Here is a 23,595-nt window from a genome sequence, read left to right as displayed (position 1 = left end):
CGGTCAGCTCCCCTCTCCGAGCCGGAGCACCTCGCCGAGGCGCATGCGGCGGTTGTGCACCGTCTCCACGGTCACCGCGAGGGCCAACGCCACCGCGCCGGCCGCCAGGACGGCCCCGACCAGGCCGGGCGAGAACGCGACCCGGACCGGCTCGCCACCGGTGAACGCGGCAAGCCCGAGCGCCGGGGTGAGCAGCAGGGGCAGCAGCGCCCCCGTGAGCGCGCCGGTGAGCAGCGCGGCGGCGACCAGGGGCGTCAGCTCCACCAGCAGCAGGCCCCGCCACTGCCGGCGGGACAGGCCGAGGGTGCGCAGCCGGGACAGCGCCTGCGCCCGGGTCCGCGCACCGGCGAGCACCGCGAAGGCGACCGCCAGCAGGCCGAACGCGGCGCCCCCGGCCGCGCCGGCGGCGAAGCCGAAGACGAGCAGGCCGTTCGCGCCGCCCCCGCCGAGCTGCTGGCGGGCGCCCTGCCAGGTGGTCACCTCGGCGCCACGCGGGCGCTCCCCCGCGGCGAAGCTGCCGCCGGTCTGGTAGCGGCGCTGACCCTCGTCGCCCGCCCGCCGCAGCGCCTCCACGTCGAACCCGTCGCCGGAGACCAGGAACGCCGTCGGCACCGGGCCGGTCCCGCCCCGACCGGGCGGGCCGGGCGTCCCGGAGCCGGGCGGGCCGGGCGTCCCGGAGCCGGGCGGGCCGGGCGTCCCGGAGCCGGGCGGGCCGGGCGTCCCGGAGCCGGGCGGCGGCGGGCCGGGAGGGCCCGCCCCGGGCAGCGCCTGCCAGGGCAGCACCACGAACCGGTCGACGTCGGGCGGGACCAGCGGGAAACCGTCGGCCGTGTCGGCCACCCGGAACGGTTGGGCGTACCCCTGCACGGTCACCATGGCCGACCCGTCGAGGCCCGCGCGGGCCAGCTCGGCGGCGAGCGCCGGGGAGACGAGCGCGGGCGTCGGCCCCGGCGACCGGCCAGCCCGCAGCACCGGCGGCACCGACACGTCCACCCCGGCGTCGCGCGCCGTGTCGGCCAGGCCCGGCCCGTCGACCAGCAGCACGGTGACGGCGGCGAGGCCCGCGTCGACGCCCCGCGCGTCGGCGACGCGCAGCGCGCCCTCCCGCAGCACCGGGGTGCTGCGCCGCACGCCGGGCAGCCGGTGCAGGGCCGCGCCGGTGTCCGGGGCGAGCCGCTCCCCGTCGACCAGCGCGGACGCCGGCACGGCGACGGTGGCCGTCCGGTCCCGGCCGGCCTCGATGCCGCCCGCCACGACCCCGCAGAACGCGGCCGTGGCGACCGCGACCACGACGACGACCACCGGCCCGGTGGCCGCCGACCGGCTCGCCCCGGCCACCCCGAGGAAGGTCACGCTGCCACGCGTGCGGGCCGCGACGCGGCCGAGCAGCCGCAGCGGCCAGGGATAGAGCCGCAGCACCAGCACCGCGGCGGCGACGGCCAGCAGCACCGGCACCGAGACCAGCAGCGGGTCGACCGAGCCGGGGCTGAGCCCCCGGCGACGGATCAGGAACGTGGCCAGCACGGCGAGGGCGACGACGAGGAGTTCGAGGGTCAGCCGGCGGCCACCGGCGCGGCGGCCGGACAGGTCGCGGCGGCCGCCCGGCGGGGCCGGGGAGCCCAGCGTCGCCAGGGGCAGGGCCAGGGTGGCCAGCACCGCCGCGACGAGGACCAGCCAGTCGGTCCCCGCCGTCCCCGCCGGGGAACCGGGCAGCAGCCGGCCGAGCAGCCAGCCGAGCGCCGCGGCCGGCGGCACCACCAGCGCCGACTCGGCGAGGCTGCGCCGCGCTCCGCTGGTCGGCGCGCCGCCCCGGGCCACCAGCAGGGCGAACTCGGCCTCCCGGCGGCGGGCTGCCAGCCGCGCCGCGAGCACGATCAGCCCCGCCACGGTCGCGATCATCCCGGCGGCGATCACCGCGAGCAGCGTCCGGGCGGCGGAGACCGCGTCGAGGAACTGCCGCAGCGGGACGTCCACGGCCTGCGTGACGGTGAGCCCGGCCGGGGGCGTGCGCTCCAGCCGCCGTACGCCGTCGATGACGGCGCCCAGGTCGGCCACGTCCAGTCCGCCGAGGCGATAGCGCCAGGAGAACCGCACCGGCACGCCGGTCGCGATCGCCGCGTCCAGGCCCGCGTCGCTGGTCAGCGCCACCATCTCGTACGGCTGCGCGTCGCCGGCCGGCTCGGTCACCCGCAGCGCCGACGGCAGGGTGTCCCAGACGCCGTCGGCGGTGGGCGCGGGCTCGAAGACGCCCGCCACGAGCAGCGGGAGCGACTGCCCGCCGACGCCGCTGAACCGCAGGCGGCTGCCCGCGCGGAGGTTCAGCTTGCGGGCCGTGTCGGCGGCCAGCGCGACCTCGACGGGCTGCCCCGCGCCCACCGCCTGCGCCGGCCAGCGTCCCGCGGTGAGGGTGGCCGCCCCGGTGACGCCCGGCGCCGAGCGGAGCCGGGCGACGACGAAGTAGTTCTTCGCCGCGAGGTCGGGGCCGGTCAGCCGGCTCAGGGCGGTCTCCGCGAGGAACCAGCGGCTCTGCACCGCCGCCCCGACGGCCTCGGGCAGGTCCTCCTGGAACCTGTCGAGTTCCTGGCCCCGGCCCGCGGTGACCGGCGTGACGACCCCGCCGCCCCCGGCCGGCAGCTCGGGGGCGGTGAGGGTGAGGTCCCGCTCCGCGGCCGGCCGGCCGGCGACGTGTTCCCGCAGCCCCTGCTCGGCGAGCCGGTCGGCCGTCCGCGGCACGGCGGTCACCAGCAGCGCGGCCACCAGCGCCAGCATCCCCAGCAGGAGGAACTGCCCCGCGAACGCCCGCACCCGGCGGACGGCCCCGGCCAGCGCGGCCCCGCCGCCGCCGAACCCCGCCGCCCGGGTTCCCCTGGTCCCACCCCTGGTCATCGCTCTCCGCCGATCCGTAGTTGGGCCGCCGCGACGCGTTGGCGGACGCCGGAGGCGATCACCGTGCTGAACGCGAGCGCCGCCAGCAGCAGGCCGAGGGCGGTGCCGGCGACGGGCAGCCAGGGCAGCGCGAAGGCCGCCTCCGGCACCGGCCGGTCCGCCGACCGGGTGAGCACCACCAGCGGGGCCATGGTGGCGCCCACCCCCGCGCCGACCAGCAGCCCGACCCCGACGCCGATGCCGGCCAGGAACGTCTGCTCGGTGAGCAGTGCGCGGGCGAGCAGCCGCGCCGGTGCGCCCAGGGTGTGCAGCACCGCGAGCTCGCCGATCCGTCGGCGCGCGGTGGCCCAGACGTCCACGCCCAGCCCGACCAGGGCGAGCAGGACGGAACCCGCCGCCGCCGCGAGCAGGCCCGTGCGCGTGCCCAGCCAGTACGGGTCGCGGCCGGCCTCCGCCGCCGTCTCCCGCCGGTCCAGCACGGTCACCCCCGGCAGGCCCGCCGCCGCCCGCGCCGCCTCGGCGGACCCGCCGGCCCCGGTGCGGACCCACCACTCCGAGACCGGCCGGACGGTGCCCGTGGCCCGCAGCAGCCAGTCCCGCGCCGCCGGCAGGTCCAGCAGCATGCCGCCGGCCGCCCCGCCGCTGGCCGGCACCGCGTCGACCTCACCGACCACCTCGACGGTGAGCGTCACCCCGGAGAGGCCGACGTCCATCGTGTCGCCCCGCCCGACGCTCAGCGCGCGGGCCACCTGGGGCGTGATCAGCGCCGGGACCGGTGCGCCCGCGCCGGCCGGCACCACCGCGAAGCGGCTGGCCGGCTGCGTCGCGAACCGGCCGCCCGCGACGCGCGCCACCTTCCGGCCGGCGCGCAGCACGCCGTCGGCGAACCGGGCCGGCTCCGCGCTCTCCGGGTCGTCCAGCCGGGGCACCCAGTCGCCGGCCAGCGGCACCGGGCTGGTCGCGCCGCCCGCGTCCACCGTGCGCAGACCGGTCACCTCCAGCCGGTAGCCGGAGCCGATCGCCGGCCCGGCGTCGACGTCGAACCCGGCCAGCCGGTACGCCCGGCCGCCGTTGTCCGGCAGGTCCACGACCACCGGCACGGGCCGGCCGTCGCTGCCCGCGCTGGCCAGGGGCAGCTTCCACGCGCCGCCGTCGGCGGTGGTGAGCAGGGCGGACACCCGGACCGGGTGCGGCCTGGCGGCATCTGTCACCGGGGTGGCGACCGTGCCGGCGAGCCGGCGGGCGGCGGCGGGCAGCTCGACGCCGAGGGGGGCGGCCCGGCCGCGTACCTGCCGGTCGAAGAGCGTCCGGGGCGGCTCACCGGCGAGCCGCTCGTCGAACTGGACCACGTCGGACGCCGCCGCCGCGTCGAGGCTCAGCACGCTCACCGGCAGGTCCTCGCGGCCCACCCGGATGTCGTCGCGCCAGGCCGGCACCGCCCGGTCCACGCCGGGCAGGGCGGCGAGCCGGCCGGCCCGCTCGGCCGGCGCGGCCCCGGACCGCTCGACCAGCCGCAGGTCGGCCCCGACGGTGAAGTCCGCCTGGTCGACGTGCGACCGTTCCCCGGTGGTCACCAGCGACCAGGCCAGGGTGCTGCCGCCCACGGCGAGCGCGAGCAGCAGCACCGGGCCGGCGTGCGGCCGGCGGCCCGCCTGCCACATGCCCAGCGTCGCGGCCAGCCACGGCCGGCGGTCGACGAACCGCTCGGCGAGCCGGGCCGCCGGCGGCAGCAGGCGCAGCGCGACGACGGCGCCGGCGAGCACGCCCAGCGTGGGTGCCGCCACCAGCAACGGGTCGACGCCGAGCCGGCCGTCGGCGCCGGCCAGCGGGGACGAGTACCGCCGCAGTTGCGTCCAGGCCAGCAGGGCCAGGCCGACCAGGGCCAGGTCGACGCCGATCCGCTGGGCCGCCGCGCCCCGGCTCGGCCGGGACCGGGCCGCCATGTCGGCGACGTACGTGCCGGCGCGGCGCAGCGCCGGCAGCGCCATCGCCACCAGGCAGCCGGCCGCCGTGGCGGAGGCGACCGCCCAGGTGAGGGTCGCGCCGCCAGGGGCGGTCAGCTCCGACCAGCCCTGCTCCCGGCCGATCCGGCGCAGGGCCTCGGCGGCGATCGGCGGCCCGAGCAGGGCGGCCGGCAGGACCACCAGGGCGGCCTCGCGCAGGGCCAGCCCGGCGATCTGCGCCCGGGCCGCGCCCCGGGCGCGCAGCAGCGCCGTCTGCCCCCGACGGTCCTCGTTGAGCAGGGCCGCCACCAGGATCAGCGCGTACCCACCGAGGACGAGGACGAGCAGCAGCGGGGTGAGCAGCGACGACCGGCCCACCAGGTCGGCGCGGGTCAGCCGGTCGATCAGCCGGTCCATGGTGGTGACGGTCTGGGCGGAGGAGCCGAGGCCCGTCGCCCCGGGCAGGTCGGCGACCTCCGTGGCGACGGCGCGTCGCACGGCGTCCAGCCGGCCCGGCCCGACCGCCGCCAGGTCGGGCTCGACCAGCCAGGCCGCCGAGGTGGTGCCGGGAAACGTCCGGTCGAAGTCGGCCGGGTCGAGCAGGAACGGCCCGTACGACGTCTCGGAGCCGGCGGCGACGGCCCCCGGCGCGAGCCGCCAGTACGACCCGGCGGGGTCCCGGGGCCGGAAGAGGCCGACCACCTCCACCTCGCCGGTGCGCTCGGTGGCCCGGTCCCGCAGCGGCACCCGCTCGCCGACGGTCAGGCCGAGCACCCCGGCGACCCGCTCCGGCAGGAGCACCTGCGTCGGCACGGCCCCGCCCGTGGGCTGCCGCCCCGCCACCAGCTCGGCGTGCCCGGCCAGGTCCTCCAGGGTGGTCAGCTCGGCGAAGACCGGATCGTCGCCGACCCGCGCGGCGCCGAGGTCGCCGGTCAGCTCCCGCCCGGTGCCGTAGCGGGCCCCGCGCACCGTCACCGCCGCCCCGCCGAGCCCGGCGGCGAAGCGGTCGCGGACCGCCCGGTCCCGGGTGGCGAAGGCGGCCCGGTCGGGGCCGCCCGAGCCGCCGACCAGCAGGCTGCGTTCCTGGGCGGGCGACGCGGCGAGCACCGCCCGCTGCCCCGCGTCGACGGCCCGCCGGCTGTAGTCGGCCAGCCCGGTCACGAGGGCGACCGCCACCAGGGCCGCCACCAACGCGGCGGACAACAGCCCCCGGGCGGCCCACGCCCGCCTCCACACCAGCATCATCTCCGCTGCCTCCCCGGGCCCCCGCGGAGCCGACGGACACAGAGACCCACTGCGGGTACGGAAAGGTTCGCGCCCGTTATCCGACCGTTATGGCCCGGCGCTCACCGGCCGCCGGTCCTGCCCTCGGGGGCCTGGCGGCGGCCTGCTTGGATGGCTGGCATGGAGATCGCCCTCATCGTGTTGACGATCGGCGTCGTGCTGCTGCTGGCCGGTCAGCTCGCCGGCCCCCGGCGGGACCGGGTCACGGAGGCCCGGCTGGCCGAGATCGACCGCCGCCTCCAACTCGTGCTGGACCACCTCGGGGTGGTCGACCGGCGGCCGGAGCCGCCCGGGGTCCGCGAGTATCTGGCCCGGGGCCAGAAGATCCAGGCGATCAAGGCGTACCGGGAGGCGACGGGCGCGGACCTGCGCACGGCGAAGGAGGCCGTCGAGGCGATGACGGGCCCGATCAGCTGATTCCGGACGACACCCCGGCCGGGCACTTCCTCACTCTGGGGCCAGGTCCGGCCGATACTCCCTGATCCACTCCTCGACGTCGGTTTTCCGCCAGATCTGCCCCATGGTCAGCACCTGGTAGGGGGCGGGAAAGTCGCGGCGAGACGCGATCACGGACGCCCGAGCCCGCGACACGCCGCCGAGCATCACTCGTATCTCAGCGATCCCCACGAACTCGACCATGAGTTGACGGTAGGTACTGCCGATTGCTCAGCGATCGTTAACAGCGATCGGGGTTGACGACCGATAACAGCGTAGGCACTATGTGGGGATGCCCCCGCCGAACATCTCCCCCGTGCACGGCCGGCAAGCCCGAGCCGTCCGCCCACACGCACCGATGCGGCCCCTGTGGCTGTGCCGGGTCTGCGCCGCCGCCTGGCCGTGTCCGCCAGCCCGGCTGCTGCTGACGATGGACTACCGCCGGGATCGCGCCGGCCTGCCCGTGTACATGGCCGGCATGCTGTTCGACGCCGCCAGAGACCTGATGAAGCTCACTCCGAGCCAACCGCCGACCCCGGAGGAGCTGTTCGACCGGTTCCTGGCCTGGACGGCCCGAGCGTTCGGACGGCTCGACCCGCCGCCCGCCCCGGGACTTGATCAGCTTGGGTTCTGACCCGTGAACGGCGTGCCGTTCGCCCTGCCCGAGTGCGGAGAGGCTGCCACCGTACGCATGGAGGTCGTCACCCCCGCCGGCCTCGGTCGACCCGCTTCCCTCGACGCGGCGGTGTACGCGTGCGGTCGCCACGTCATGGATGTCGCCGTCGCGATCTGGTCCGCTGACCTGAGCGCCCACCGGGCCTGCACCGATCCCGGAATCACCCGGATCTGCGGCGACTCGTACGTCTTTCCCACCGGCGGCCTGGCCGGCAACCAGTGAACTCCACAGCCTCGCCTTCGGATAGCCGAGAAGGCTCGATGTCGGCCCCGCTAGCTGGTGGAAGGCCGGGCACGACTCGGCTGCACCCGCTTGGGCTCGCCGGGCATCTTCGGGTGGTCCGGCGGGTACGGCAGGTCGCCCTGCCCCGCCGCCGCGTCCCGGTCGGCCCACTCCAGCAGCGGGGTGATGTCCCACGCCGCGTCGTCGATGCCGGCGTGCGGGTCGCCCCGCTGCGCCAGCCGGGCCGGGACGCTGCCCAGGTGCAGGTCGTCGGGGTCGACGTCGGGCAGCTCGGCCCAGGTGACCGGGGTGGACACGGTGGCCCGGGCGTTGGCCCGCAGCGAGTAGGCGCAGGCGATCGTGCGGTCCCGGGCCATCTGGTTGTAGTCGACGAAGACCCGCTCGCCCCGCTCCTCCTTCCACCAGGCGGTGGTGACCAGGTCGGGGCGGCGGCGCTCCAGCTCCCGGGCCAGCGCGATGGTGGCCCGGCGCACCTGCGTGAACGTCCACCGGGGCGCGATGCGCAGGTAGACGTGCACGCCCCGGCCGCCGGACGTCTTCGGCCAGCCGGTCGCGCCCAGCTCGGCGAGCAGGGCCCGCAGCTCGACGGCGGCGGCGACCGCGTCGGCGAAGTCGGTGCCGGGCTGCGGGTCGAGGTCGACGCGCAGCTCGTCGGGGTGGTCGACGTGGCCGGCGCGCACCGGCCAGGGGTGGAACACGACGGTGCCCATCTGGGCCGCCCACGCGACGTGGGCGAGGTCGACCGGGCACAGCTCGTCGGCCGTCCGGCCGCTGGGGAAGGTGATCCGGGCGGTGGTCAGCCACGGGGGCACGCCCCGGGCCGGCACCCGCTTCTGGAAGAACGCCTCCCCGCCGATGCCGTCGGGGAAGCGTTGCAGCGTGGTCGGGCGGTCCCGCAGGGCGCGCACGATGCCGTCGCCGACCGCCAGGTAGTAGCCGAAGACGTCCGCCTTGGTGAAGCCCCGCTCCGGGAAGATCACCCGGTCGGGGCTGCTCAGCCGTACGGTGTGTCCGGCCACCTCGACCTCGGCGGCCGGTGCCTTCGCGGTGCCTGCCATCTGGCGACCATATGCCACGGCACCGACAGCCGACGTACCGTTGCGGGGTGAGTCTTGACGACAACGAACTGCCCCGCACCGAGGACGAGTGGCGGGTCCGGCTCAGCCCGGAGGAGTTCCAGGTGCTGCGCGAGGCGGGCACCGAGCGCCCGTGGACCGGCGAGTACGTGGACACGAAGACCCCCGGGGTCTACCGCTGCCGCGCCTGCGGCGCGCAGCTCTATCCCAGCGACACCAAGTTCGACTCGCACTGCGGCTGGCCGAGCTTCGACGACGCGATACCGGGCGCGGTGAAGGAGATCGAGGACGACAGCCACGGCATGCGGCGCACGGAGATCCGCTGCGCCCGCTGCGACAGCCACCTCGGGCACGTCTTCCGGGGCGAGGGCTTCACCCCGAAGGACACCCGGCACTGCGTCAACTCGATCTCGATCCGGCTGGAGCCGGCCCAGGGCTGACGGAAGGCGGCCCGGTTCCGGCCGGCGGGGCGCGGGCCGCCGTCAGACGATCAGCACGCTGCCCTGCTCGTCGACCCGATCGGCGGACTCGTCGTCGAGCCAGACGCCGCCGGTGGCGAGATAGCGGAACCGGTACGCCCCGGGCCGGAGCCGGACGGTCACCGTGCGGGTGCCGTCGCGCCGGGTGACCAGCTCGTGGCGGCCCGGCTCCCAGTCGTTGAAGGAGCCGACCACGCTCACCGGGCCGGCCGGCGCCTCGCTGGGAAGGCAGAAGGTGACCCGGGTCTGGTTGCCGAAGAGCCTGCTGCGCTTGATCACGTCGTCCTCCGGGGGTCGAGGCTTTCACCAGGCACAACGCCCGACACGCCGGCCGCGACACGCCGCCCACTATGACCGTTTTATGCCGTTCTGGCCGCCCGGTTCGGGCCGCTGGCGCACGCTGGGGGACATCTGTCCTTTCGGCTACGGGGGTTCGGCGATGGCGACGTGCGAGGTCTGCGGCAACGACTACTGGATGGCGTTCGAGGTGCGCACGGTCAGCGGCGACGTGCACACCTTCGACTGCTTCGAGTGCGCGGCGCACCGGCTGGCCCCGATCTGCGAACACTGCCAGGTCAAGATCGTCGGCCACGGGGTCGAGGTGTCGGGGCGCTTCTTCTGCTGCGGCCACTGCGCCCGCCAGGAGGAGGGCGACCGGGGCGCGGAGATCCGCGACGCCGTAGGCGCCCGCCCCCGCTGAACCGCAAGGAAGGGCCCCTTCTTAACACGGGTGTTAACAGGGGGCCCTTCCTCTACAGAATGCGTTAACAAGGGGCCCTTCCTTACGCCGAGGGCGGGCGGCCTAGCATCGGCGGGTGTCGCCGCAGACCGTCGAGGCCCGGATCGCCTCCTTCGCCCAGTTGGACGCCCGCACCCTCCACGACCTGCTACGACTACGCGTCGACGTGTTCGTGGTGGAGCAGCGGTGCCCGTACCCGGAACTCGACGGCCGGGACGTCGAGCCGGGCACCCGGCACGTGTGGCTGGCCCGCCCGGCTCCCGCCGGCCGGCGGCCCGGGGATGACGCCGACAAGGCGGTCGAGGGCGGCGAGGGCGACGCCGGGAGCGGGGGCGACGCCGGCCACGTCGACGCCGGGGGCGAGGCCGAGAGCTACGGCGGCGTCGTGGCGTACCTGCGGATCCTGGCCGACCCCGACGGCCTGGCGCGGATCGGCCGGGTCGTGGTCGCGCCGGGGGCCCGGGGCGGCGGCCACGCCGGGCGGCTGATGGCCGAGGCGCTGGCCGCGGTGGGCGACCGGCCGTGCGTGCTGGAGGCGCAGTCCCACCTGGTCGGCTTCTACGCCCGGCACGGCTTCGCCGTCAGCGGGCCGGAGTACGTCGAGGACGGCATCCCGCACACCCCGATGCGCCGGCAGCCCGGCCCCGCCGACGCCCCGGAGGGCGCCGAAAATTGACACACCCCGATGGGTGTGGGAATCTCGCAGCAGAGCCGCCACGGGAGTAGCGCGAACGGCACGGGAGGGGCAACTCCCGCGATCCGGGCGTCGTCACAGTCGACCCCTCATCCCGGAGGCTCCATTGTCCACCCTCGTGCGCAGGCGTTCCGCGCCGCGCCTGGCAGCCTGGCTGCTCGCCGTCGGCACGGCCGCCGCCATGCTGCTCACCACCGCCCTGGCGAACCCCGCGTCCGCCCACGGGTCCGTCGTCGACCCCGCGTCCCGCAACTACGGCTGCTGGCAGCGCTGGGGCGCCGACCACATGAACCCCGCCATGGCCACCCAGGACCCGATGTGCTGGCAGGCGTTCCAGGCCGACCCGCAGGCCATGTGGAACTGGATGGGCCTGTTCCGGGAGGGCGTCGCCGGCAACCACCAGGCCGCCATCCCCGACGGCCAGCTGTGCAGCGCCGGCCACACCCAGAGCGGCCAGTACAACTCGCTGGACACGATCGGCGCGTGGAAGACCACCTCGATCTCCAACAGCTTCCGCATCAAGCTCGACGACCAGGCCAGTCACGGCGCGGACTACATCCGGGTGTACGTGACCAAGCAGGGCTTCGACGCGCTGACCAAGCCGCTGGGCTGGAACGACCTGGAACTGGTCGGCCAGATCGGCAACACTCCGGCGTCCCAGTGGAAGAAGGAGGCGTCGGGCGTGTCGATCCAGGTGCCGGCCAACGCGCCGGGACGCACCGGGCGGCACATCGTCTACACGATCTGGCAGGCCAGCCACCTCGACCAGTCGTACTACCTGTGCAGCGACGTGGACTTCGGCGGGGGCGGCCCGACCACCCCGCCCACCACGACCCCGCCCACCACCCCGCCGCCGACCACCCCTCCCCCCACCACGCCGCCGCCGACCACCCCGCCGGCGACCGGGGGCTGCACGGCGACCTACCGGCCCGTCTCCTCCTGGAACGGCGGGTTCCAGGCCGAGATCGACGTGACCGCCGGCTCGTCGGCGATCAAGGGCTGGACGGTGACCTGGACCTGGGCCAACGGCCAGCAGGTCAGCTCCTACTGGAGCTCGACGGTGACCACCAGCGGGTCCACGGTGACCGCACGCAACGTGGCCTACAACGGGTCGCTGGCCGCCGGGGGGAAGACCTCGTTCGGGTTCGTCGCCTCGTCGAACGGCACCAACACCGCGCCGACCCCCACCTGCACGCCGACCGTCTGACGGCCGACGGCACGACGCCCGCGCGACAGGCCGGCGGCTCGCCGCCCGCCCCGCGCACCGGCGCGCGTTAAGAAGGGCCCCCTGTGCAACGTTTTGCGTTAACAGGGGGCCCTTCCTTGCACTCAGCCCGTCAGGGCAGGCAGGTGACGATGTCGGCGATCGCGCGGCGGCGGCCCGTGTAGAACGGGACCTCCTCCCGGACGTGCCGGCGGGCCCCCGACGCCCGCAGGTCGCGCATCAGGTCCACGATGCGGTGCAGCTCGTCGGCCTCGAAGGCGAGCATCCACTCGTAGTCGCCGAGGGCGAACGAGGCGACCGTGTTGGCCCGCACGTCCGGGTATCCCCGGGCCATCTTCCCGTGCTCGGCGAGCAGCTCGCGCCGCTCGGCGTCGGGCAGCAGGTACCACTCGTAGGAGCGGACGAACGGGTAGACGCACAGGTACGCCCGCGCCTGTTCGCCGGCCAGGAACGCCGGGATGTGGCTCTTGTTGAACTCCGCCGGCCGGTGCAGGGCGAGCTGCGACCACACCGGGGTCAGCGCCCGGCCCAGGGTGGTGCGGCGCAACCGCAGGTACGCGTCCTGGAGCGCGTCGCTGGTCGGTGCGTGCCACCAGATCATCAGGTCGGCGTCGGCGCGCAGCCCGGCGACGTCGTACGTGCCGCGCACCGTCACGTCCTTGCCGGCCAGCTCCGCGAAGAGCGCCTCGACCTCGCCGGTGACGTTCTCCCGCAGCGACGGCAGCGGGCTGGTCGCCCGGTACACCGACCACATCGTGTAGCGGATGCTCTCGTTGAGCTCCCGCAGCCGCGCCGCGTTGGTCTGCTCGGTCATGCCGATCCTCCCAGTGCCGTGATGATCTCCTCGGCCGCCGTCGCGCCGGAGCGGACGCAGACCGGGATGCCGACGCCGTCGTAGCCGGCGCCGGCCAGGGCCAGCGTGGGGTGCGCGCCGCGCAGCGCCGCCCGCACGGCGGCCACCCGGTCGAGGTGCCCCGGGGTGTACTGCGGCAGCGAACCGCCCCAGCGCTGCACGTGGCGGGCCACCGGCGCGGGCAGCGGGACGCCGAGCACCTTCGACAGCTCCCGGTGCACCGCCTCCGCCAGGTCGTCGTCGGTGACCTGGAGGGACGCCTCCTCGCCGTAGCGGCCCACGGAGGCCCGGACCAGGGCCAACCCGTCCGGCCGGGCCAGGTGCCCCCACTTGGTGGTGAAGAACGTCGACGCCTTGATCAGCAGCCCCTCGGTGGCCGGCACCAGGAACCCGGACAGCGCCGGCAGCTCCGGGCGGGGCAGCGCGAGGGTGACCAGCGCGACGCTCGCGTAGTCCAGCTCGCCGATGGTCGCCGCGGCCCCGGCGAGGTCGGCGACGCCGGCCAGCAGGCGGGCCGCCGGCCGGGCCGGGACGGCGAGGAGCACCGCATCCGCGTCGACCAGCTCCGGGTCGCGGGTGGGGCCGACGGTCAGCCGCCAGCCGGTCGCCGTCGGGGTCAGCTCCCGCACGGCCGCGGTGCGGCGGATCGTCGCCCCGCCGGCCGTGGCGGCGGCCTCGACGAGCCGGCTCAGCCCGCCGGCCAGGGTGCCGAAGACCGGCTCGCCGGGGGCGCGGGGCGCGGCGGCCTGCGCCGCCCGGACCGCGCCGAGCAGGGTGTGCTCCACCCGGGCCGCGCGGGCCAGCGCCGGCATCGTGGTGGCCAGGGACAGGTCGTCGGCCCGGCCGGCGTAGACGCCGCCGAGCATCGGGTCGACCAGCCGGTCGACCACCGCGTCGCCGAACCGGGCGCGGACCAGCGCCCCGACGGAGACGTCCGCGTCGGGGGCCAGCAGCGGCCGGCCGGCGTCGCGGTCGGCGTCCGCGGCGGGCTCGGCCACCGCCGTCACCTTCGCCAGGTCCCCGGGTACGCCCACCAGCGTCCCGCCCGGGACCGGGCGCAGCCCCCCGTCGACGACCAGGGCGGCCTGCCCGACGCTGGGGTGCACGATGTCGCCGGCCAGGCCGAGCCGGCGCACCAGGGCCACCGCGGCGGACTCGCCGCCGGCCGGGTCCCGCATCAGGAACGACTCCGCGCCGAACTCCACCGGCCCGCCGGCCAGCTCGCCCGTGCGCAGCTTCCCGCCGAGCACGCCGGACTGCTCGTAGACGGTGACCTCGGTGCCGGCCGGGGCCCGGTCGGCCAGCCGGACGGCGGCGGCCAGCCCGGTGATCCCGCCCCCGACGATCGCCACCCGCCACGGCTGCCGCACGGTCGCCCCCTCTGCTATTCGCCCGGGCGCGCGGACACCTCGTGCACCAGCGCGACCACCCGGGTCAGCACGTCCGGATCGGTCTCCGGCAGGACGCCGTGACCGAGGTTGAACACGTGGCCGGGGGCAGACCGCCCCTCGGCGAGGATCCGCCGCACCTCCGCCTCGACCACCGGCCACGGGGCGAACAGCACGCACGGGTCGAGGTTGCCCTGCACGGCCTTGTCCGCGCCGACCCGGCGGGACGCGACGTCCAGCGGCGTACGCCAGTCGACGCCGACCACGTCCGCGCCGGCCTCGCCCATGGCGGGCAGCAGCTCGGCGGTGCCCACCCCGAAGTGGATCCGGGGCACCCCGGCGTCGGCGAGCCCGGCCAGCACCTTCGTCGAGTGCGGCAGCACGTAGCGCCGGTAGTCGGCCTCGGACAGCGCCCCGGCCCACGAGTCGAACAGCTGCACCGCCGACACCCCGGCCTCGACCTGCACCCGCAGGAACGCCAGCGTCACCTCGGCCAGCCGGGCGCACAGGGCGTGCCACAGCTCCGGCTCGCCGTACATCAGGGCCTTGGTCTTCGCGTGGGTCCGCGACGGCCCGCCCTCGACCAGATAGCTGGCCAGCGTGAACGGGGCGCCGGCGAAGCCGATAAGCGGGGTGTCGCCCAGCTCGGCGACGAGCAGCCGCACCGCCTCGTCGACGTAGGAGACGTCGGCGCGGGTGATGGGCCGGATCCGCTCGACGTCGGCGACGGTGCGCACCGGCTCGGCGACCACCGGCCCGGTGCCCGCGACGATGTCCAGCTCGACCCCGGCGGCGGCCACCGGCACCACGATGTCGCTGAACAGGATCGCCGCGTCGACCCCGTGCCGGCGGACCGGCTGGAGGGTGATCTCGGCGACCAACTCGGGGCGGCGGCAGGACTCCAGCATCCCCACGTTCTTGCGGATCTCGCGGTATTCCGGCAGCGAACGGCCGGCCTGGCGCATGAACCAGACGGGCGTGTGCGGACCGGGCTCGCGCCGGCAGGCCCGGACGAACGGCGACCCGCCCGTCCCGGTGCGGCGGGATTCTCCGTCTCGGGCGGCGGTGCCCGTCGTCTCGGTGCTCATCGCGGCTATCGTGCCACGCCCCCGGACCCCCTCCCCCACCCCGGCCGCCTTTTGTGACGTGCAAGGAAGGGCCCCCTGTTAACGCATTCGGTAGAGCAGGGTGCCCCGCTCACCGTCCACCGTTGGTGGGGCCGCCGCCGCAGGCCGTCGGCGTGCCGTTCCGGCGGCTGGGCGGCAGGCGGCATAGGCTGCCGGCATGGCCCCCCCGATCGCGCTCCCGGAGACCTTCGCCCGCGCGGTCGCCGGGCTGCGGTCGGCCGCGCCCCGATCGGAGATCGTCCTGGAGGAGGTCGGCGCGCCGCAGCGCCTCGCGCCGTACGCTTTCGCGCTCTCCGCGACCGTGCTGCGCGACGGCGACGAGGTGGCCACCGGGCGGCTGATCCTGCTGCACGACCCCGCCGGGCACGAGGCGTGGCAGGGCACCCTGCGGCTGGTCACCTACGTCACGGCGGAGCTGGAGATCGACCTGGCCGCCGACCCGCTGCTGCCCGGGGTGGGCTGGACCTGGCTGACCGACGCGCTGGACGCGCAGGACGCCCCGCACCGGGCGATCGGGGGCACGGTCACCCAGACCATGTCGACCCGGTTCGGCGACCTCGCCGGGCCGCCGGCCGCTGGCGACATCGAGATCCGGGCTTCGTGGACCCCGCTCGGCGAGGACCTCACCCCGCACCTGATGGCCTGGTGCGCCCTGCTCGCCTCGACGGCGGGCCTGCCCCCGCCCGGGGTGACCTCCCTGACGGAGCGCCGCCCGGCGGGCGCGGCCTGACCGCCCGCCGCACGCCGCAAGCCGCAAGCCGCAAGCCGCAAGCCGCAGATCTTGGCAAATTCCGGCCCCTGGAGGGGCCGTTTCGCTCCAAGATCTGCGGGTGCCGGGCCCGGTGCAGCCCAGCCCCGCCCGTCGTGGCGCGGGCGGGGCTGGGCTGGGCGGGTGACTTCCTGACCGCGCGCTGTCAGAGGTAGTTCTCGGCCTCGTCGCAGACCTTGTTCATGCCCTCGGTGGCCTTGTCGTACGCGGCCTTGTTGTTCGCCGCCGCGGCGGTCAACGCGCTGGTCAGCTTGTCCAGGCAGGTGGCGATGACCTTCTTCTGCCGGGCCTGCTCGTCCCGGTCGTTGCGGGTGCCGGTGAGGTCCTGCTCGGTGTTGGAGAGCTTCTCCCGCACGGCCTGCAGGTCCGTCTTGAGCTTCTCGATCTCGGTCTTGTTCGCCGCGATCGTGCCGTCCCGCTCGCTGACCTGGCCGGTCAGCCGCTTCTCGGTGCGGTCCAGCTCGCTGCTCTTGGTCACGTAGAGGCCGGTCATCACGCCGCCGAGGACGAAGAGCAGCCCGGCCACCACGGCCAGGACCAGCACCTTGCGCCCACCTCGGCCCGCGCCCGGCATCGGGGCGCCGTAGGGCGGCGGCGCGCCGGGCGGACCGTAGGACGCCGGCGCGCCCGGCTGGCCGTGGGGCGGCACCGATCCCGGCGGGCCGGACATCGGCTGGCCGAAGGCCGGTCCCGAGGCGGGCGGCACCGACATCGGCTGGCCGAACCCCGGCGACGGCTGCCCCGGACCGGAGACCGGCGGGTGCCCGGCACCGGAAACCGGCGGCGTCGACACCGGCGGGTAGCCGGCACCGGAAACCGGCGGCGTCGACACCGGCGCGGTGAACGGCTGCGTCGGCTGCGGCGGCGGCGTCCCGTACTGGCCCGGGGTGAACGGCTGGGTCGGCGGCGGCGCGCCCTGCTGGACCGGAGCGAACTGCTGGGTCGGCTCCGCCGCCGGCTGCGGTGATCCGTACTGACCCGGGGTGAACGGCTGCGTCGGCGGCGGCGCGCCCTGCTGCTGGACCGGTGCGAACTGCTGCGTCGGCTCCGCCGCCGGCTGCGGCGTCCCGTACTGGCCCGGGGCGAACTGCCGGGTGGGCTCCGCCGGCTGGCCCGTCGGGTCGTACTGCGGGGGCACGGGCTGGCCGGGGCCGTCCGGCGGCGGATACGGCGGCTGGCTCCCCGGCCCGGTCGGTGGCTGCGACATTCTTCTCTTCCTCCAGGTGGGGCGGCCCGTGGCCGGGGCCGCGACGAACCGGCTGGTACGGGACGGACGGCGCGGAACGGCCGAGGTCAGCAGATCCGGAAGCCGTCGCAGGCGACCTTGATGGGTACGGCGAGACCGATGCCCTCGGCGTCGCGGGCCTTGGCCGTGGCGATGCCCACCACCTGCTTCTGGCCGTTGATGACGGGGCCACCGGAGTTGCCGGGGTTGATCGGCGCGTCGAACTGGATGACCGGGCCCGAGCCCTGCCCCGCCTCGCGGAAGGCGCTGACCACGCCGGTGGTGACGCTGTCCTGGAGGCCGAGCGGGGCGCCGACGACGACGATCTGCTGACCGGGCTTGACCGCGGTGGACGCCGTCACCAGCCCGGTGAACTTGCTGGTGGTGCGCAGCTGGGCGATGTCGTTGGCCTCGTCGACCTTGACGATGGTGGCCGGGTAACGCTGGTCGGTGCGCTCCAGGAAGACCTCCCGGCCGCCGCCGACCCAGACCGACTCGACCACATGGAAGTTGGTGAACAGGTTGGTGCCGCCTCCGGTGTCGGGCTTGCCGACCGCGAAGGCGGTGCCGGTGAACTGCCCGGCCCGGACCCGGAACACGCTGGGCAGCACGGCGCTGGCCACCGCCTCCGGGTTGAACTGCGCCCCGGCCTGCTTCTCCAGGGCCTGCGCCCGCTGCTCCAGGCCGTCGAGCCGGGTGGCGTCGTCGGTCTGCGCGGTGGCCAGCCGCTGATCGGTGTCGGCCAGCCGGTCGGAGAGCCGGTTGATCTGGTACGCCTGCACGCCGCTCACCACGGCCAGGACCAGGGCGAGCCCGAACGCGACGAACGTCAGCGCCCTGCCCCGGGGCTGCGGGGTGGCCCCGCCGGCCGGGGCGGGCGCGGGCCACGCCGACCCGGGGGCCGGGGACGCCCCGCCGTGCGGGTACGCCGGGCCGGGGAGCGCGGGCGACGGCGGCGCGGCGTATCCGGCCGGTGGCTGTTGGCCGGCGGCGGGTGACTGCTGCGGGGCGGCGGCCGGCGGCTGCGGGGCGGCCCAGCCGGCGGGCGCGGGGCCGGACCACTGGCCGGGCACGGCGGACTGGGCGGGCGGGGACGACGCGCCGGGCCAGTGACCGGGCGGGGTGGCCTGGCCGGCGGGCGGTGGGGTGCCGCCGGCCGGCGGGTAGGAACTCCCGGCCTGCGGATACACGGCGGCGCTGCCGCGGTGCGGGTCGGACCGGGGCGGATCCATGCGGGGCGGCAGCGGGCCGGGGCGGGCGTCGCCGGCCGGGGTCGCGGCGGCGGGCTGCTCGCCCACCGGCGGCTCGGCGGGTCGCGCCGGGGCGGCCCAGCCTCCGCCCGAGCCGTCGCCGGGCCCCTGCCCCGGGCCCGTCGCACCGTACCCAGCCGTCGTCATCGTCACGTCCTCCCCGTCGCCGCCCTGGTGCCCGCCGACGCCGGTTCCGTCCCGGGCGGCGGCCCGAAGGAACGTACCCGCGCCGCCGCGCTTTGTCTTCCCCGATGTCCGACCCTGGCATGCCGGGTCAAGTAGCCGACGCGGACCGCACGACGCCGACACACACCGCACCCGGCTGCGCGCGCCGGATCGCCGCGCGCACTAGGGTTGTCAGGTGACCGACGAACCACCCCTGCGCCGTCGGGCCGCCGAAAGCCGAACGGGAAACGAGCCGCACCAATCGCCGTCGGCCGCGCCGGAGCCGGTGGACGCGGGGCCCGAACCGACCGTCGACGGGCCCGTGCCCCTGACCGCCCCCCGCGAGGGGACACCCGAGCCGGTGACGACCGAGGCCGGGCTGGCCGAGGTCGTGGCCCGCTTCGCCGCCGGCACCGGCCCGGTCGCCCTGGACGCGGAGCGCGCCTCGGGCTACCGCTACAGCCAGCGGGCTTACCTGGTGCAGCTGCGCCGGGCGGGGGCCGGCACGGCGCTGGTCGACCCGCTGCCGCTGCCCGACCTGAGCAGCCTCGACGCGGCCATCGCCGACGCCGAGTGGGTGCTGCACGCCGCCAGCCAGGACCTGACCTGCCTGGCCGAGGTGGGGCTGCGCCCGCGCCGGCTGTTCGACACGGAACTGGCCGCCCGGCTGGCGGGATTCGAGCGGGTCGGGCTGGCCGCGCTGACCGAGCAGCTACTCGGCTTCAGCCTGGAGAAGCACCACTCGGCGGCGGACTGGTCGAGCCGGCCGCTGCCGGAGTCGTGGCTCACCTACGCCGCGCTGGACGTGGAGATGCTGACCGACCTGCGTGACGTGCTCGACGCGGAGCTGGCCCGCCAGGGCAAGTCGGCGTGGGCGGCGGAGGAGTTCGCCGCGCTGGTGCGCAGCGTCGACCGCCCGCCCCGGGTCCGGGCGGAGCCCTGGCGGCGCACCTCCGGCATCCACCGGGTGCGGGGGGCGCGCGCCCAGGCGCGGATCCGGGCCCTGTGGTACGCCCGGGACCAGATCGCCTCCCGCCGGGACGCCGCGCCGGGCCGGGTCCTGCCGGACTCGGCGATCGTGGCCGCCGCCGAGCTGGACCCGAGGGACGAGAAGACGCTGCTGACCCTGCCGGGCTTCGGGGGCCGGTCGGTGCGCCGCCTGGCCCGCACCTGGCTGGCGGCGCTGGACGACGCCCGGCAGTTGCCCGACGACGCGCTGCCGGTGACGCCGGTGGTGGAGGGGCCGCCCCCGCCGCACCGCTGGGCGGAGCGGGACCCGGTGGCGGCGGGCCGGCTGGCCCGGTGCCGGGAGGTGGTGGTCCGGATCGCGGGCGAGCACACCCTGCCGCCGGAGAACCTGATCGCCCCGGACTCGATCCGCCGGCTCGCCTGGACCCCGCCGGCCGAGGTGTCCGAGGCGACGGTCGCCGAGACGCTCCGGGGCTTCGGGGCGCGGGAGTGGCAGCTCACGCTGCTGGTGGCCGACCTGACCGCCGCGCTGGCGGGTCCGGCGCCGGCGCCCTGACCCGGCGGCCCGCATCGCCGGCGGCCTGACCCCGGCAGCCGGAACCGGCGGCGGCCTGACGCGTCGCCCCGGGGCCGGCGGCGGTCGCGGGCCCGGCGGTGCCGCCGCCGGACGTTCCGGCGATGTGGGGTGGGCCACACGGGGCGTGGTGTCGAGGATGGTTACTGGCGAGTAGCATCCGAGGGACCACGCCCGTGCCGCGATCCTCGTTCGGTCCGTGGTGCCGCTGGTCGGCGACGTGGCCGAGTCAGGGTCGAAAAGGAGGCTCAAGTGCCCCGTGAAGTCCGCGATGTCGTCTTCGTCGACGGCGTCCGCACCCCGTTCGGCAAGGCGGGTGGCATGTACGCCAACACCCGCGCCGACGACCTGGTGATCCGCTGCATCCGCGAGCTGCTGCGCCGCAACCCGCAGCTGCCGCCGGAGCGGGTCGAGGAGGTCGCCATCGCCGCCACCACCCAGATCGGCGACCAGGGCCTCACCATCGGCCGCACCGCCGCCCTGCTGGCCGGCCTGCCGAAGACCGTCCCAGGCTTCGCCATCGACCGGATGTGCGCCGGGGCGATGACCGCCGTCACCACCGTGGCCGGCGGCATCGCCATGGGCGCGTACGACGTGGCGATCGCCGGGGGCGTCGAGCACATGGGCCGGCACCCGATGGGCGAGGGCGTCGACCCCAACCCGCGGATCGTCGCGGAGAAGCTGGTCGACCCGTCCGCCCTGGTCATGGGGGCCACCGCGGAGAACCTGCACGACCGGGTGCCGCACATCACCAAGGAGCGCACGGACGCGTTCGCGCTCGCCTCGCAGCAGAAGACCGCGAAGGCGTACGCCAACGGCAAGCTCCAGGGCGACCTGGTGCCGATGGCGATCCGCGACGACGAGGGCGGCTGGGGCCTGGCCACGGTCGACGAGGCGCCCCGCGACACCTCGCTGGAGAAGCTCGCCACCCTCAAGACCCCGTTCCGCCCGCACGGCAAGGTCACCGCGGGCAACGCGGCCGGCCTCAACGACGGCGCCACCGCGAGCCTGCTCGCCGCCGAGGACACCGCCCGCGAGCTGGGCCTCCCGGTCGCCATGCGGCTGGTGTCGTACGGCTTCGTCGGCGTCGAGCCGGAGGTGATGGGCATCGGGCCGATCCCGTCGACGGAGAAGGCGCTGCGCATCGCGGGCCTGGGCATCGACGACATCGGCCTGTTCGAGCTGAACGAGGCGTTCGCCGTGCAGGTGCTCGCCTTCCTCGACCACTTCGGCATCGCCGACGACGACCCGCGGGTCAACCCGTGGGGCGGCGCGATCGCCATCGGTCACCCGCTCGCGTCCTCCGGGGTGCGGCTGATGACGCAGCTCGCCCGGCAGTTCGCCGAGCACCCCGAGGTCCGCTACGGCCTCACCGCCATGTGCATCGGCATCGGCATGGGCGGCACGGTCATCTGGGAGAACCCACACTGGACGGAGTCCAGCAAGCAGGATCAGCGGGAGGGTGGAGACAAGTGAGCGCGCTCGCCGCACCGAACGAGGTGGTCACCCGGGCGCTGCTGCGCCAGGTGCACGTGCCGGGGCTGGCCCGCCCGGCCGCCCTGATCACCCTCGACAACGGCTTCGACCACACCAAGCCGAACAGCTTCGGTCCGGGCAGCCTGACCAGCCTCGACGAGGCGATCACCGCCGCCCTCGCGGCGGACCCGGCGTTCGTCGCGGTCACCGGCAAGCCGTACGTCTTCTGCGTCGGCGCCGACATCACCAGCCTGCCGCAGCTCGCCGACCGGGAGCAGGCCCTGGAGATCGGCCGGCTCGGCCACCGGGTCTTCGCCCGGCTGAAGGACAGCACCGTCCCGACGTTCGCGTTCGTCAACGGCGCGGCGATGGGCGGCGGCCTGGAGCTGGCGCTGCACTGCCACTACCGGACGCTGTCCGGCGGGGCGTCGGCCCTGGCGCTGCCGGAGGTCTCCCTCGGCCTGATCCCCGGCTGGGGCGGCACCCAGCTCCTGCCGAACCTGATCGGCATCCCGGCCGCCACCCAGGTGATCCTGCAGAACCCGCTGATGCAGAACAAGATGCTCAAGCCGAAGCAGGCCGCCGAGCTGGGCATCGCCGACGTGCTGCTGGAGCCGGCCGACTTCCTGGAGCGGTCCCTGCAGTGGGCGGCCGGCGTGGTGCGCGGCGAGATCACCGTGACCCGGCCCGAGGTCGACCGGGACATGTGGGCGGGCGTGCTCTACTTCGCCCGGCAGACCCTCGACCAACGGCTGCACGGCGCGGTCCCCGCCGCGTACAAGGCGCTGGACCTGCTGGAGACGGCGAAGGACGCCGACTTCGCCGCCGGCACCGCCGCCGAGGACGAGGCCCTCGCCGACCTGGTCTTCTCCGAGGAGCTGCGCAGCGGGCTCTACGCGTTCGACCTGGTGCAGCGGCGGGCCAAGCGGCCGGCCGGCGCGCCCGACAAGGGCCTGGCCCGGCCGGTGAACAAGGTCGGCATCGTCGGCGCCGGCCTGATGGCCAGCCAGCTCGCGCTGCTGTTCGCCCGCCGCCTCCAGGTGCCGGTCGTCCTGACCGACCTGGACCAGGGCCGCGTCGACAAGGGCGTGGGCTACGTGCACACCCAGATCGAGAAGGCCGTCAGCAAGGGCCGGATGGACAAGGGCACGGCCGCCAAGCTGTACGGGCTGGTCAGCGGCTCGGTCGACAAGGCCGCGTTCGCCGACGCCGACTTCGTCATCGAGGCCGTGTTCGAGGACCTGGACGTCAAGAAGCAGGTCTGGGCCGAGCTGGAGAAGATCGTCTCCCCGGAGGCGGTGCTCGCCACGAACACCTCCAGCCTGTCGGTCACCGCGATGGCCGCCGAGCTGGAGCACCCGGAGCGGGTGGTCGGCTTCCACTTCTTCAACCCGGTCGCGGTGCTGCCGCTGCTGGAGATCGTGCGGGGCGAGCGCACCGACGACGCCACCCTGGCCACCGCGTTCGCGGTCGGCAAGCAGCTCAAGAAGTCGAGCGTGCTCGTGAAGGACGCCCCGGCGTTCGTGGTCAACCGGCTGCTCACCCGCTTCCTCGGCACCGTCTTCGCCGCCGTCGACGCCGGCACCCCGCTGGACGTGGCGAACGCCGCGCTGGACCCGCTGGGCCTGCCGATGCGCCCGCTCGCCCTGCTCCAGCTCGTCGGCCCCGCCGTGGCGTACCACGTGGGCGGCACCCTGCACGGCGCGTTCCCGGACCGGTTCGCCGTGAGCGAGAACCTGCGCCGGATCGCCGAGTCGGGGCAGCCGATCGTGGTCGACGACGAGATCAACGCCGACGTCGCCAAGCTGCTGGTCGTCGGCGACGAGCCGCTGACCGCCGAGCAGGTGCGGCGCAACGCGCTCGACGCGCTGGCGCAGGAGGTGCGGCTGATGCTCGACGAGGGCGTCGTCGCCGAGGCGCAGGACATCGACCTGTGCCTGATCCTCGGCGCGGGGTGGCCGTTCCACCTGGGCGGCGTCACGCCGTACCTGGACCGGACGGGTGCCAGCGAGCGGGTGACCGGCCGGCGGTTCCTGCCGCCCGGTGTGGCCAGCCTGCCCGCCTGATCCGCCCCGCTCCCCCGCGACCGCGGCGGCCGGACGTCCCTTTCGTGGGCGTC

General features: G+C 75.9%; 21 protein-coding genes. 11 read left to right on the top strand and 10 right to left on the bottom strand.

The window, feature by feature from the left end:
* Positions 1-3: 3 nt before the first annotated feature.
* On the bottom strand, positions 4-2,886 hold the full coding sequence (locus tag O7633_RS29480; RefSeq protein WP_282324715.1) for an FtsX-like permease family protein: 2,883 nt from the start codon (positions 2,884-2,886) through the stop codon (positions 4-6).
* A complete protein-coding gene (locus O7633_RS29475; RefSeq protein ID WP_282324714.1) occupies positions 2,883-6,074 on the bottom strand; it encodes an FtsX-like permease family protein in 3,192 nt (1,063 codons plus the stop codon). The genes O7633_RS29480 and O7633_RS29475 overlap by 4 nt, the downstream gene beginning before the upstream one ends.
* A gap of 159 nt (positions 6,075-6,233) precedes the next feature.
* Between O7633_RS29475 and O7633_RS29470 the strand changes: the two genes are divergently transcribed.
* Positions 6,234-6,530, top strand: a complete 297-nt coding sequence (locus O7633_RS29470) for a hypothetical protein (RefSeq protein ID WP_278133243.1) — start codon at positions 6,234-6,236, stop codon at positions 6,528-6,530.
* Positions 6,531-6,560: 30 nt separating this feature from the next.
* On the opposite strand, the gene O7633_RS29465 is transcribed toward O7633_RS29470, so the two are convergent.
* On the bottom strand, positions 6,561-6,752 hold the full coding sequence (locus O7633_RS29465; protein ID WP_278133241.1) for a hypothetical protein: 192 nt from the start codon (positions 6,750-6,752) through the stop codon (positions 6,561-6,563).
* An 88-nt stretch (positions 6,753-6,840) separates the two neighbouring features.
* Here O7633_RS29465 and O7633_RS29460 point away from each other — a divergent pair, with 88 nt between their 5' ends.
* Positions 6,841-7,182, top strand: coding sequence for a hypothetical protein (locus O7633_RS29460; RefSeq protein WP_278133239.1), 342 nt, complete (start codon positions 6,841-6,843; stop codon positions 7,180-7,182).
* A gap of 3 nt (positions 7,183-7,185) precedes the next feature.
* Positions 7,186-7,446 (top strand): hypothetical protein, encoded by a 261-nt coding sequence (locus O7633_RS29455; protein WP_278133238.1) that lies wholly within the window; start codon positions 7,186-7,188, stop codon positions 7,444-7,446.
* A 50-nt stretch (positions 7,447-7,496) separates the two neighbouring features.
* Here O7633_RS29455 and ligD read toward each other — a convergent pair whose 3' ends face one another.
* Positions 7,497-8,525, bottom strand: a complete 1,029-nt coding sequence (gene ligD / locus O7633_RS29450) for a non-homologous end-joining DNA ligase (RefSeq protein WP_282324713.1) — start codon at positions 8,523-8,525, stop codon at positions 7,497-7,499.
* A gap of 47 nt (positions 8,526-8,572) precedes the next feature.
* On the opposite strand from ligD, the gene msrB reads away from it, so the two are divergent.
* Positions 8,573-8,983 carry a peptide-methionine (R)-S-oxide reductase MsrB gene (msrB, locus tag O7633_RS29445; RefSeq protein ID WP_178063952.1) on the top strand — a complete coding sequence of 137 codons (411 nt, stop codon included), beginning with the start codon at positions 8,573-8,575 and terminating at the stop codon, positions 8,981-8,983.
* Between the two features lie 42 nt (positions 8,984-9,025).
* On the opposite strand, the gene O7633_RS29440 is transcribed toward msrB, so the two are convergent.
* Positions 9,026-9,301, bottom strand: a complete 276-nt coding sequence (locus O7633_RS29440; RefSeq protein WP_282324712.1) for an isoamylase early set domain-containing protein — start codon at positions 9,299-9,301, stop codon at positions 9,026-9,028.
* Between the two features lie 160 nt (positions 9,302-9,461).
* Here O7633_RS29440 and O7633_RS29435 point away from each other — a divergent pair, with 160 nt between their 5' ends.
* The 3 genes from O7633_RS29435 to O7633_RS29420 all read left to right on the top strand — a co-directional run bounded on the left by O7633_RS29435 (position 9,462) and on the right by O7633_RS29420 (position 11,662).
* Positions 9,462-9,722 carry a hypothetical protein gene (locus O7633_RS29435; protein ID WP_043962543.1) on the top strand — a complete coding sequence of 87 codons (261 nt, stop codon included), beginning with the start codon at positions 9,462-9,464 and terminating at the stop codon, positions 9,720-9,722.
* A 115-nt stretch (positions 9,723-9,837) separates the two neighbouring features.
* The gene (locus O7633_RS33200; RefSeq protein ID WP_348776308.1) at positions 9,838-10,437 is read left to right on the top strand and encodes a GNAT family N-acetyltransferase; all 600 of its coding nucleotides are present in this window, start codon (positions 9,838-9,840) and stop codon (positions 10,435-10,437) included.
* Positions 10,438-10,561: 124 nt separating this feature from the next.
* The gene (locus tag O7633_RS29420; protein WP_282324711.1) at positions 10,562-11,662 is read left to right on the top strand and encodes a lytic polysaccharide monooxygenase; all 1,101 of its coding nucleotides are present in this window, start codon (positions 10,562-10,564) and stop codon (positions 11,660-11,662) included.
* Between the two features lie 130 nt (positions 11,663-11,792).
* On the opposite strand, the gene hemQ is transcribed toward O7633_RS29420, so the two are convergent.
* Genes hemQ through hemE form a run of 3 tightly spaced genes read right to left on the bottom strand, consistent with a single transcriptional unit; the run spans position 11,793 to position 15,009 of the window.
* Positions 11,793-12,494 (bottom strand): hydrogen peroxide-dependent heme synthase, encoded by a 702-nt coding sequence (gene hemQ / locus O7633_RS29415; protein WP_074474002.1) that lies wholly within the window; start codon positions 12,492-12,494, stop codon positions 11,793-11,795.
* Positions 12,491-13,903, bottom strand: a complete 1,413-nt coding sequence (gene hemG / locus O7633_RS29410; RefSeq protein ID WP_282324710.1) for a protoporphyrinogen oxidase — start codon at positions 13,901-13,903, stop codon at positions 12,491-12,493. The genes hemQ and hemG overlap by 4 nt, the downstream gene beginning before the upstream one ends.
* A 14-nt stretch (positions 13,904-13,917) precedes the next feature.
* Positions 13,918-15,009: a uroporphyrinogen decarboxylase gene (gene hemE, locus O7633_RS29405; protein ID WP_278133226.1), complete on the bottom strand. Its 1,092-nt coding sequence runs from the start codon at positions 15,007-15,009 to the stop codon at positions 13,918-13,920.
* Between the two features lie 196 nt (positions 15,010-15,205).
* Here hemE and O7633_RS29400 point away from each other — a divergent pair, with 196 nt between their 5' ends.
* A complete protein-coding gene (locus O7633_RS29400) occupies positions 15,206-15,778 on the top strand; it encodes a DUF3000 domain-containing protein (RefSeq protein WP_074473999.1) in 573 nt (190 codons plus the stop codon).
* A gap of 184 nt (positions 15,779-15,962) precedes the next feature.
* Here O7633_RS29400 and O7633_RS29395 read toward each other — a convergent pair whose 3' ends face one another.
* Together O7633_RS29395 and O7633_RS29390 are read right to left on the bottom strand one after the other, a co-directional pair.
* Positions 15,963-17,024, bottom strand: coding sequence for a hypothetical protein (locus tag O7633_RS29395; RefSeq protein ID WP_282324709.1), 1,062 nt, complete (start codon positions 17,022-17,024; stop codon positions 15,963-15,965).
* Between the two features lie 86 nt (positions 17,025-17,110).
* On the bottom strand, positions 17,111-18,274 hold the full coding sequence (locus O7633_RS29390; RefSeq protein WP_282328678.1) for a trypsin-like peptidase domain-containing protein: 1,164 nt from the start codon (positions 18,272-18,274) through the stop codon (positions 17,111-17,113).
* A gap of 379 nt (positions 18,275-18,653) precedes the next feature.
* Here O7633_RS29390 and O7633_RS29385 point away from each other — a divergent pair, with 379 nt between their 5' ends.
* The 3 genes from O7633_RS29385 (at position 18,654) to O7633_RS29375 (ending at position 23,542) form a co-directional block, all read left to right on the top strand.
* On the top strand, positions 18,654-19,982 hold the full coding sequence (locus O7633_RS29385; protein WP_282324708.1) for a ribonuclease D: 1,329 nt from the start codon (positions 18,654-18,656) through the stop codon (positions 19,980-19,982).
* Between the two features lie 270 nt (positions 19,983-20,252).
* Positions 20,253-21,476, top strand: a complete 1,224-nt coding sequence (locus tag O7633_RS29380; protein WP_282324707.1) for a thiolase family protein — start codon at positions 20,253-20,255, stop codon at positions 21,474-21,476.
* The gene (locus tag O7633_RS29375; RefSeq protein ID WP_282324706.1) at positions 21,473-23,542 is read left to right on the top strand and encodes a 3-hydroxyacyl-CoA dehydrogenase NAD-binding domain-containing protein; all 2,070 of its coding nucleotides are present in this window, start codon (positions 21,473-21,475) and stop codon (positions 23,540-23,542) included. The genes O7633_RS29380 and O7633_RS29375 overlap by 4 nt, the downstream gene beginning before the upstream one ends.
* Positions 23,543-23,595: the final 53 nt, after the last annotated feature.

The sequence above is a fragment of the Micromonospora sp. WMMD712 genome (assembly GCF_029581295.1).
GTDB classification, from domain to species: Bacteria; Actinomycetota; Actinomycetes; order Mycobacteriales; family Micromonosporaceae; genus Micromonospora; species Micromonospora carbonacea.
This window is presented reverse-complemented; position numbering and strand designations above follow the sequence as displayed.

Bases quoted from the DNA above. Each gene is read 5' to 3' on its own strand.
- O7633_RS29480 (WP_282324715.1), bottom strand. From the start codon at position 2,886: ATGACCAGGGGTGGGACCAGGGGAACCCGGGCGGCGGGGTTCGGCGGC.
- O7633_RS29475 (WP_282324714.1), bottom strand. From the start codon at position 6,074: ATGATGCTGGTGTGGAGGCGGGCGTGGGCCGCCCGGGGGCTGTTGTCC.
- O7633_RS29470 (WP_278133243.1), top strand. From the start codon at position 6,234: ATGGAGATCGCCCTCATCGTGTTGACGATCGGCGTCGTGCTGCTGCTG.
- O7633_RS29465 (WP_278133241.1), bottom strand. From the start codon at position 6,752: ATGGTCGAGTTCGTGGGGATCGCTGAGATACGAGTGATGCTCGGCGGC.
- O7633_RS29460 (WP_278133239.1), top strand. From the start codon at position 6,841: ATGCCCCCGCCGAACATCTCCCCCGTGCACGGCCGGCAAGCCCGAGCC.
- ligD (WP_282324713.1), bottom strand. From the start codon at position 8,525: ATGGCAGGCACCGCGAAGGCACCGGCCGCCGAGGTCGAGGTGGCCGGA.
- O7633_RS29435 (WP_043962543.1), top strand. From the start codon at position 9,462: ATGGCGACGTGCGAGGTCTGCGGCAACGACTACTGGATGGCGTTCGAG.
- hemQ (WP_074474002.1), bottom strand. From the start codon at position 12,494: ATGACCGAGCAGACCAACGCGGCGCGGCTGCGGGAGCTCAACGAGAGC.
- hemE (WP_278133226.1), bottom strand. From the start codon at position 15,009: ATGAGCACCGAGACGACGGGCACCGCCGCCCGAGACGGAGAATCCCGC.
- O7633_RS29400 (WP_074473999.1), top strand. From the start codon at position 15,206: ATGGCCCCCCCGATCGCGCTCCCGGAGACCTTCGCCCGCGCGGTCGCC.
- O7633_RS29395 (WP_282324709.1), bottom strand. From the start codon at position 17,024: ATGTCGCAGCCACCGACCGGGCCGGGGAGCCAGCCGCCGTATCCGCCG.
- O7633_RS29390 (WP_282328678.1), bottom strand. From the start codon at position 18,274: ATGGATCCGCCCCGGTCCGACCCGCACCGCGGCAGCGCCGCCGTGTAT.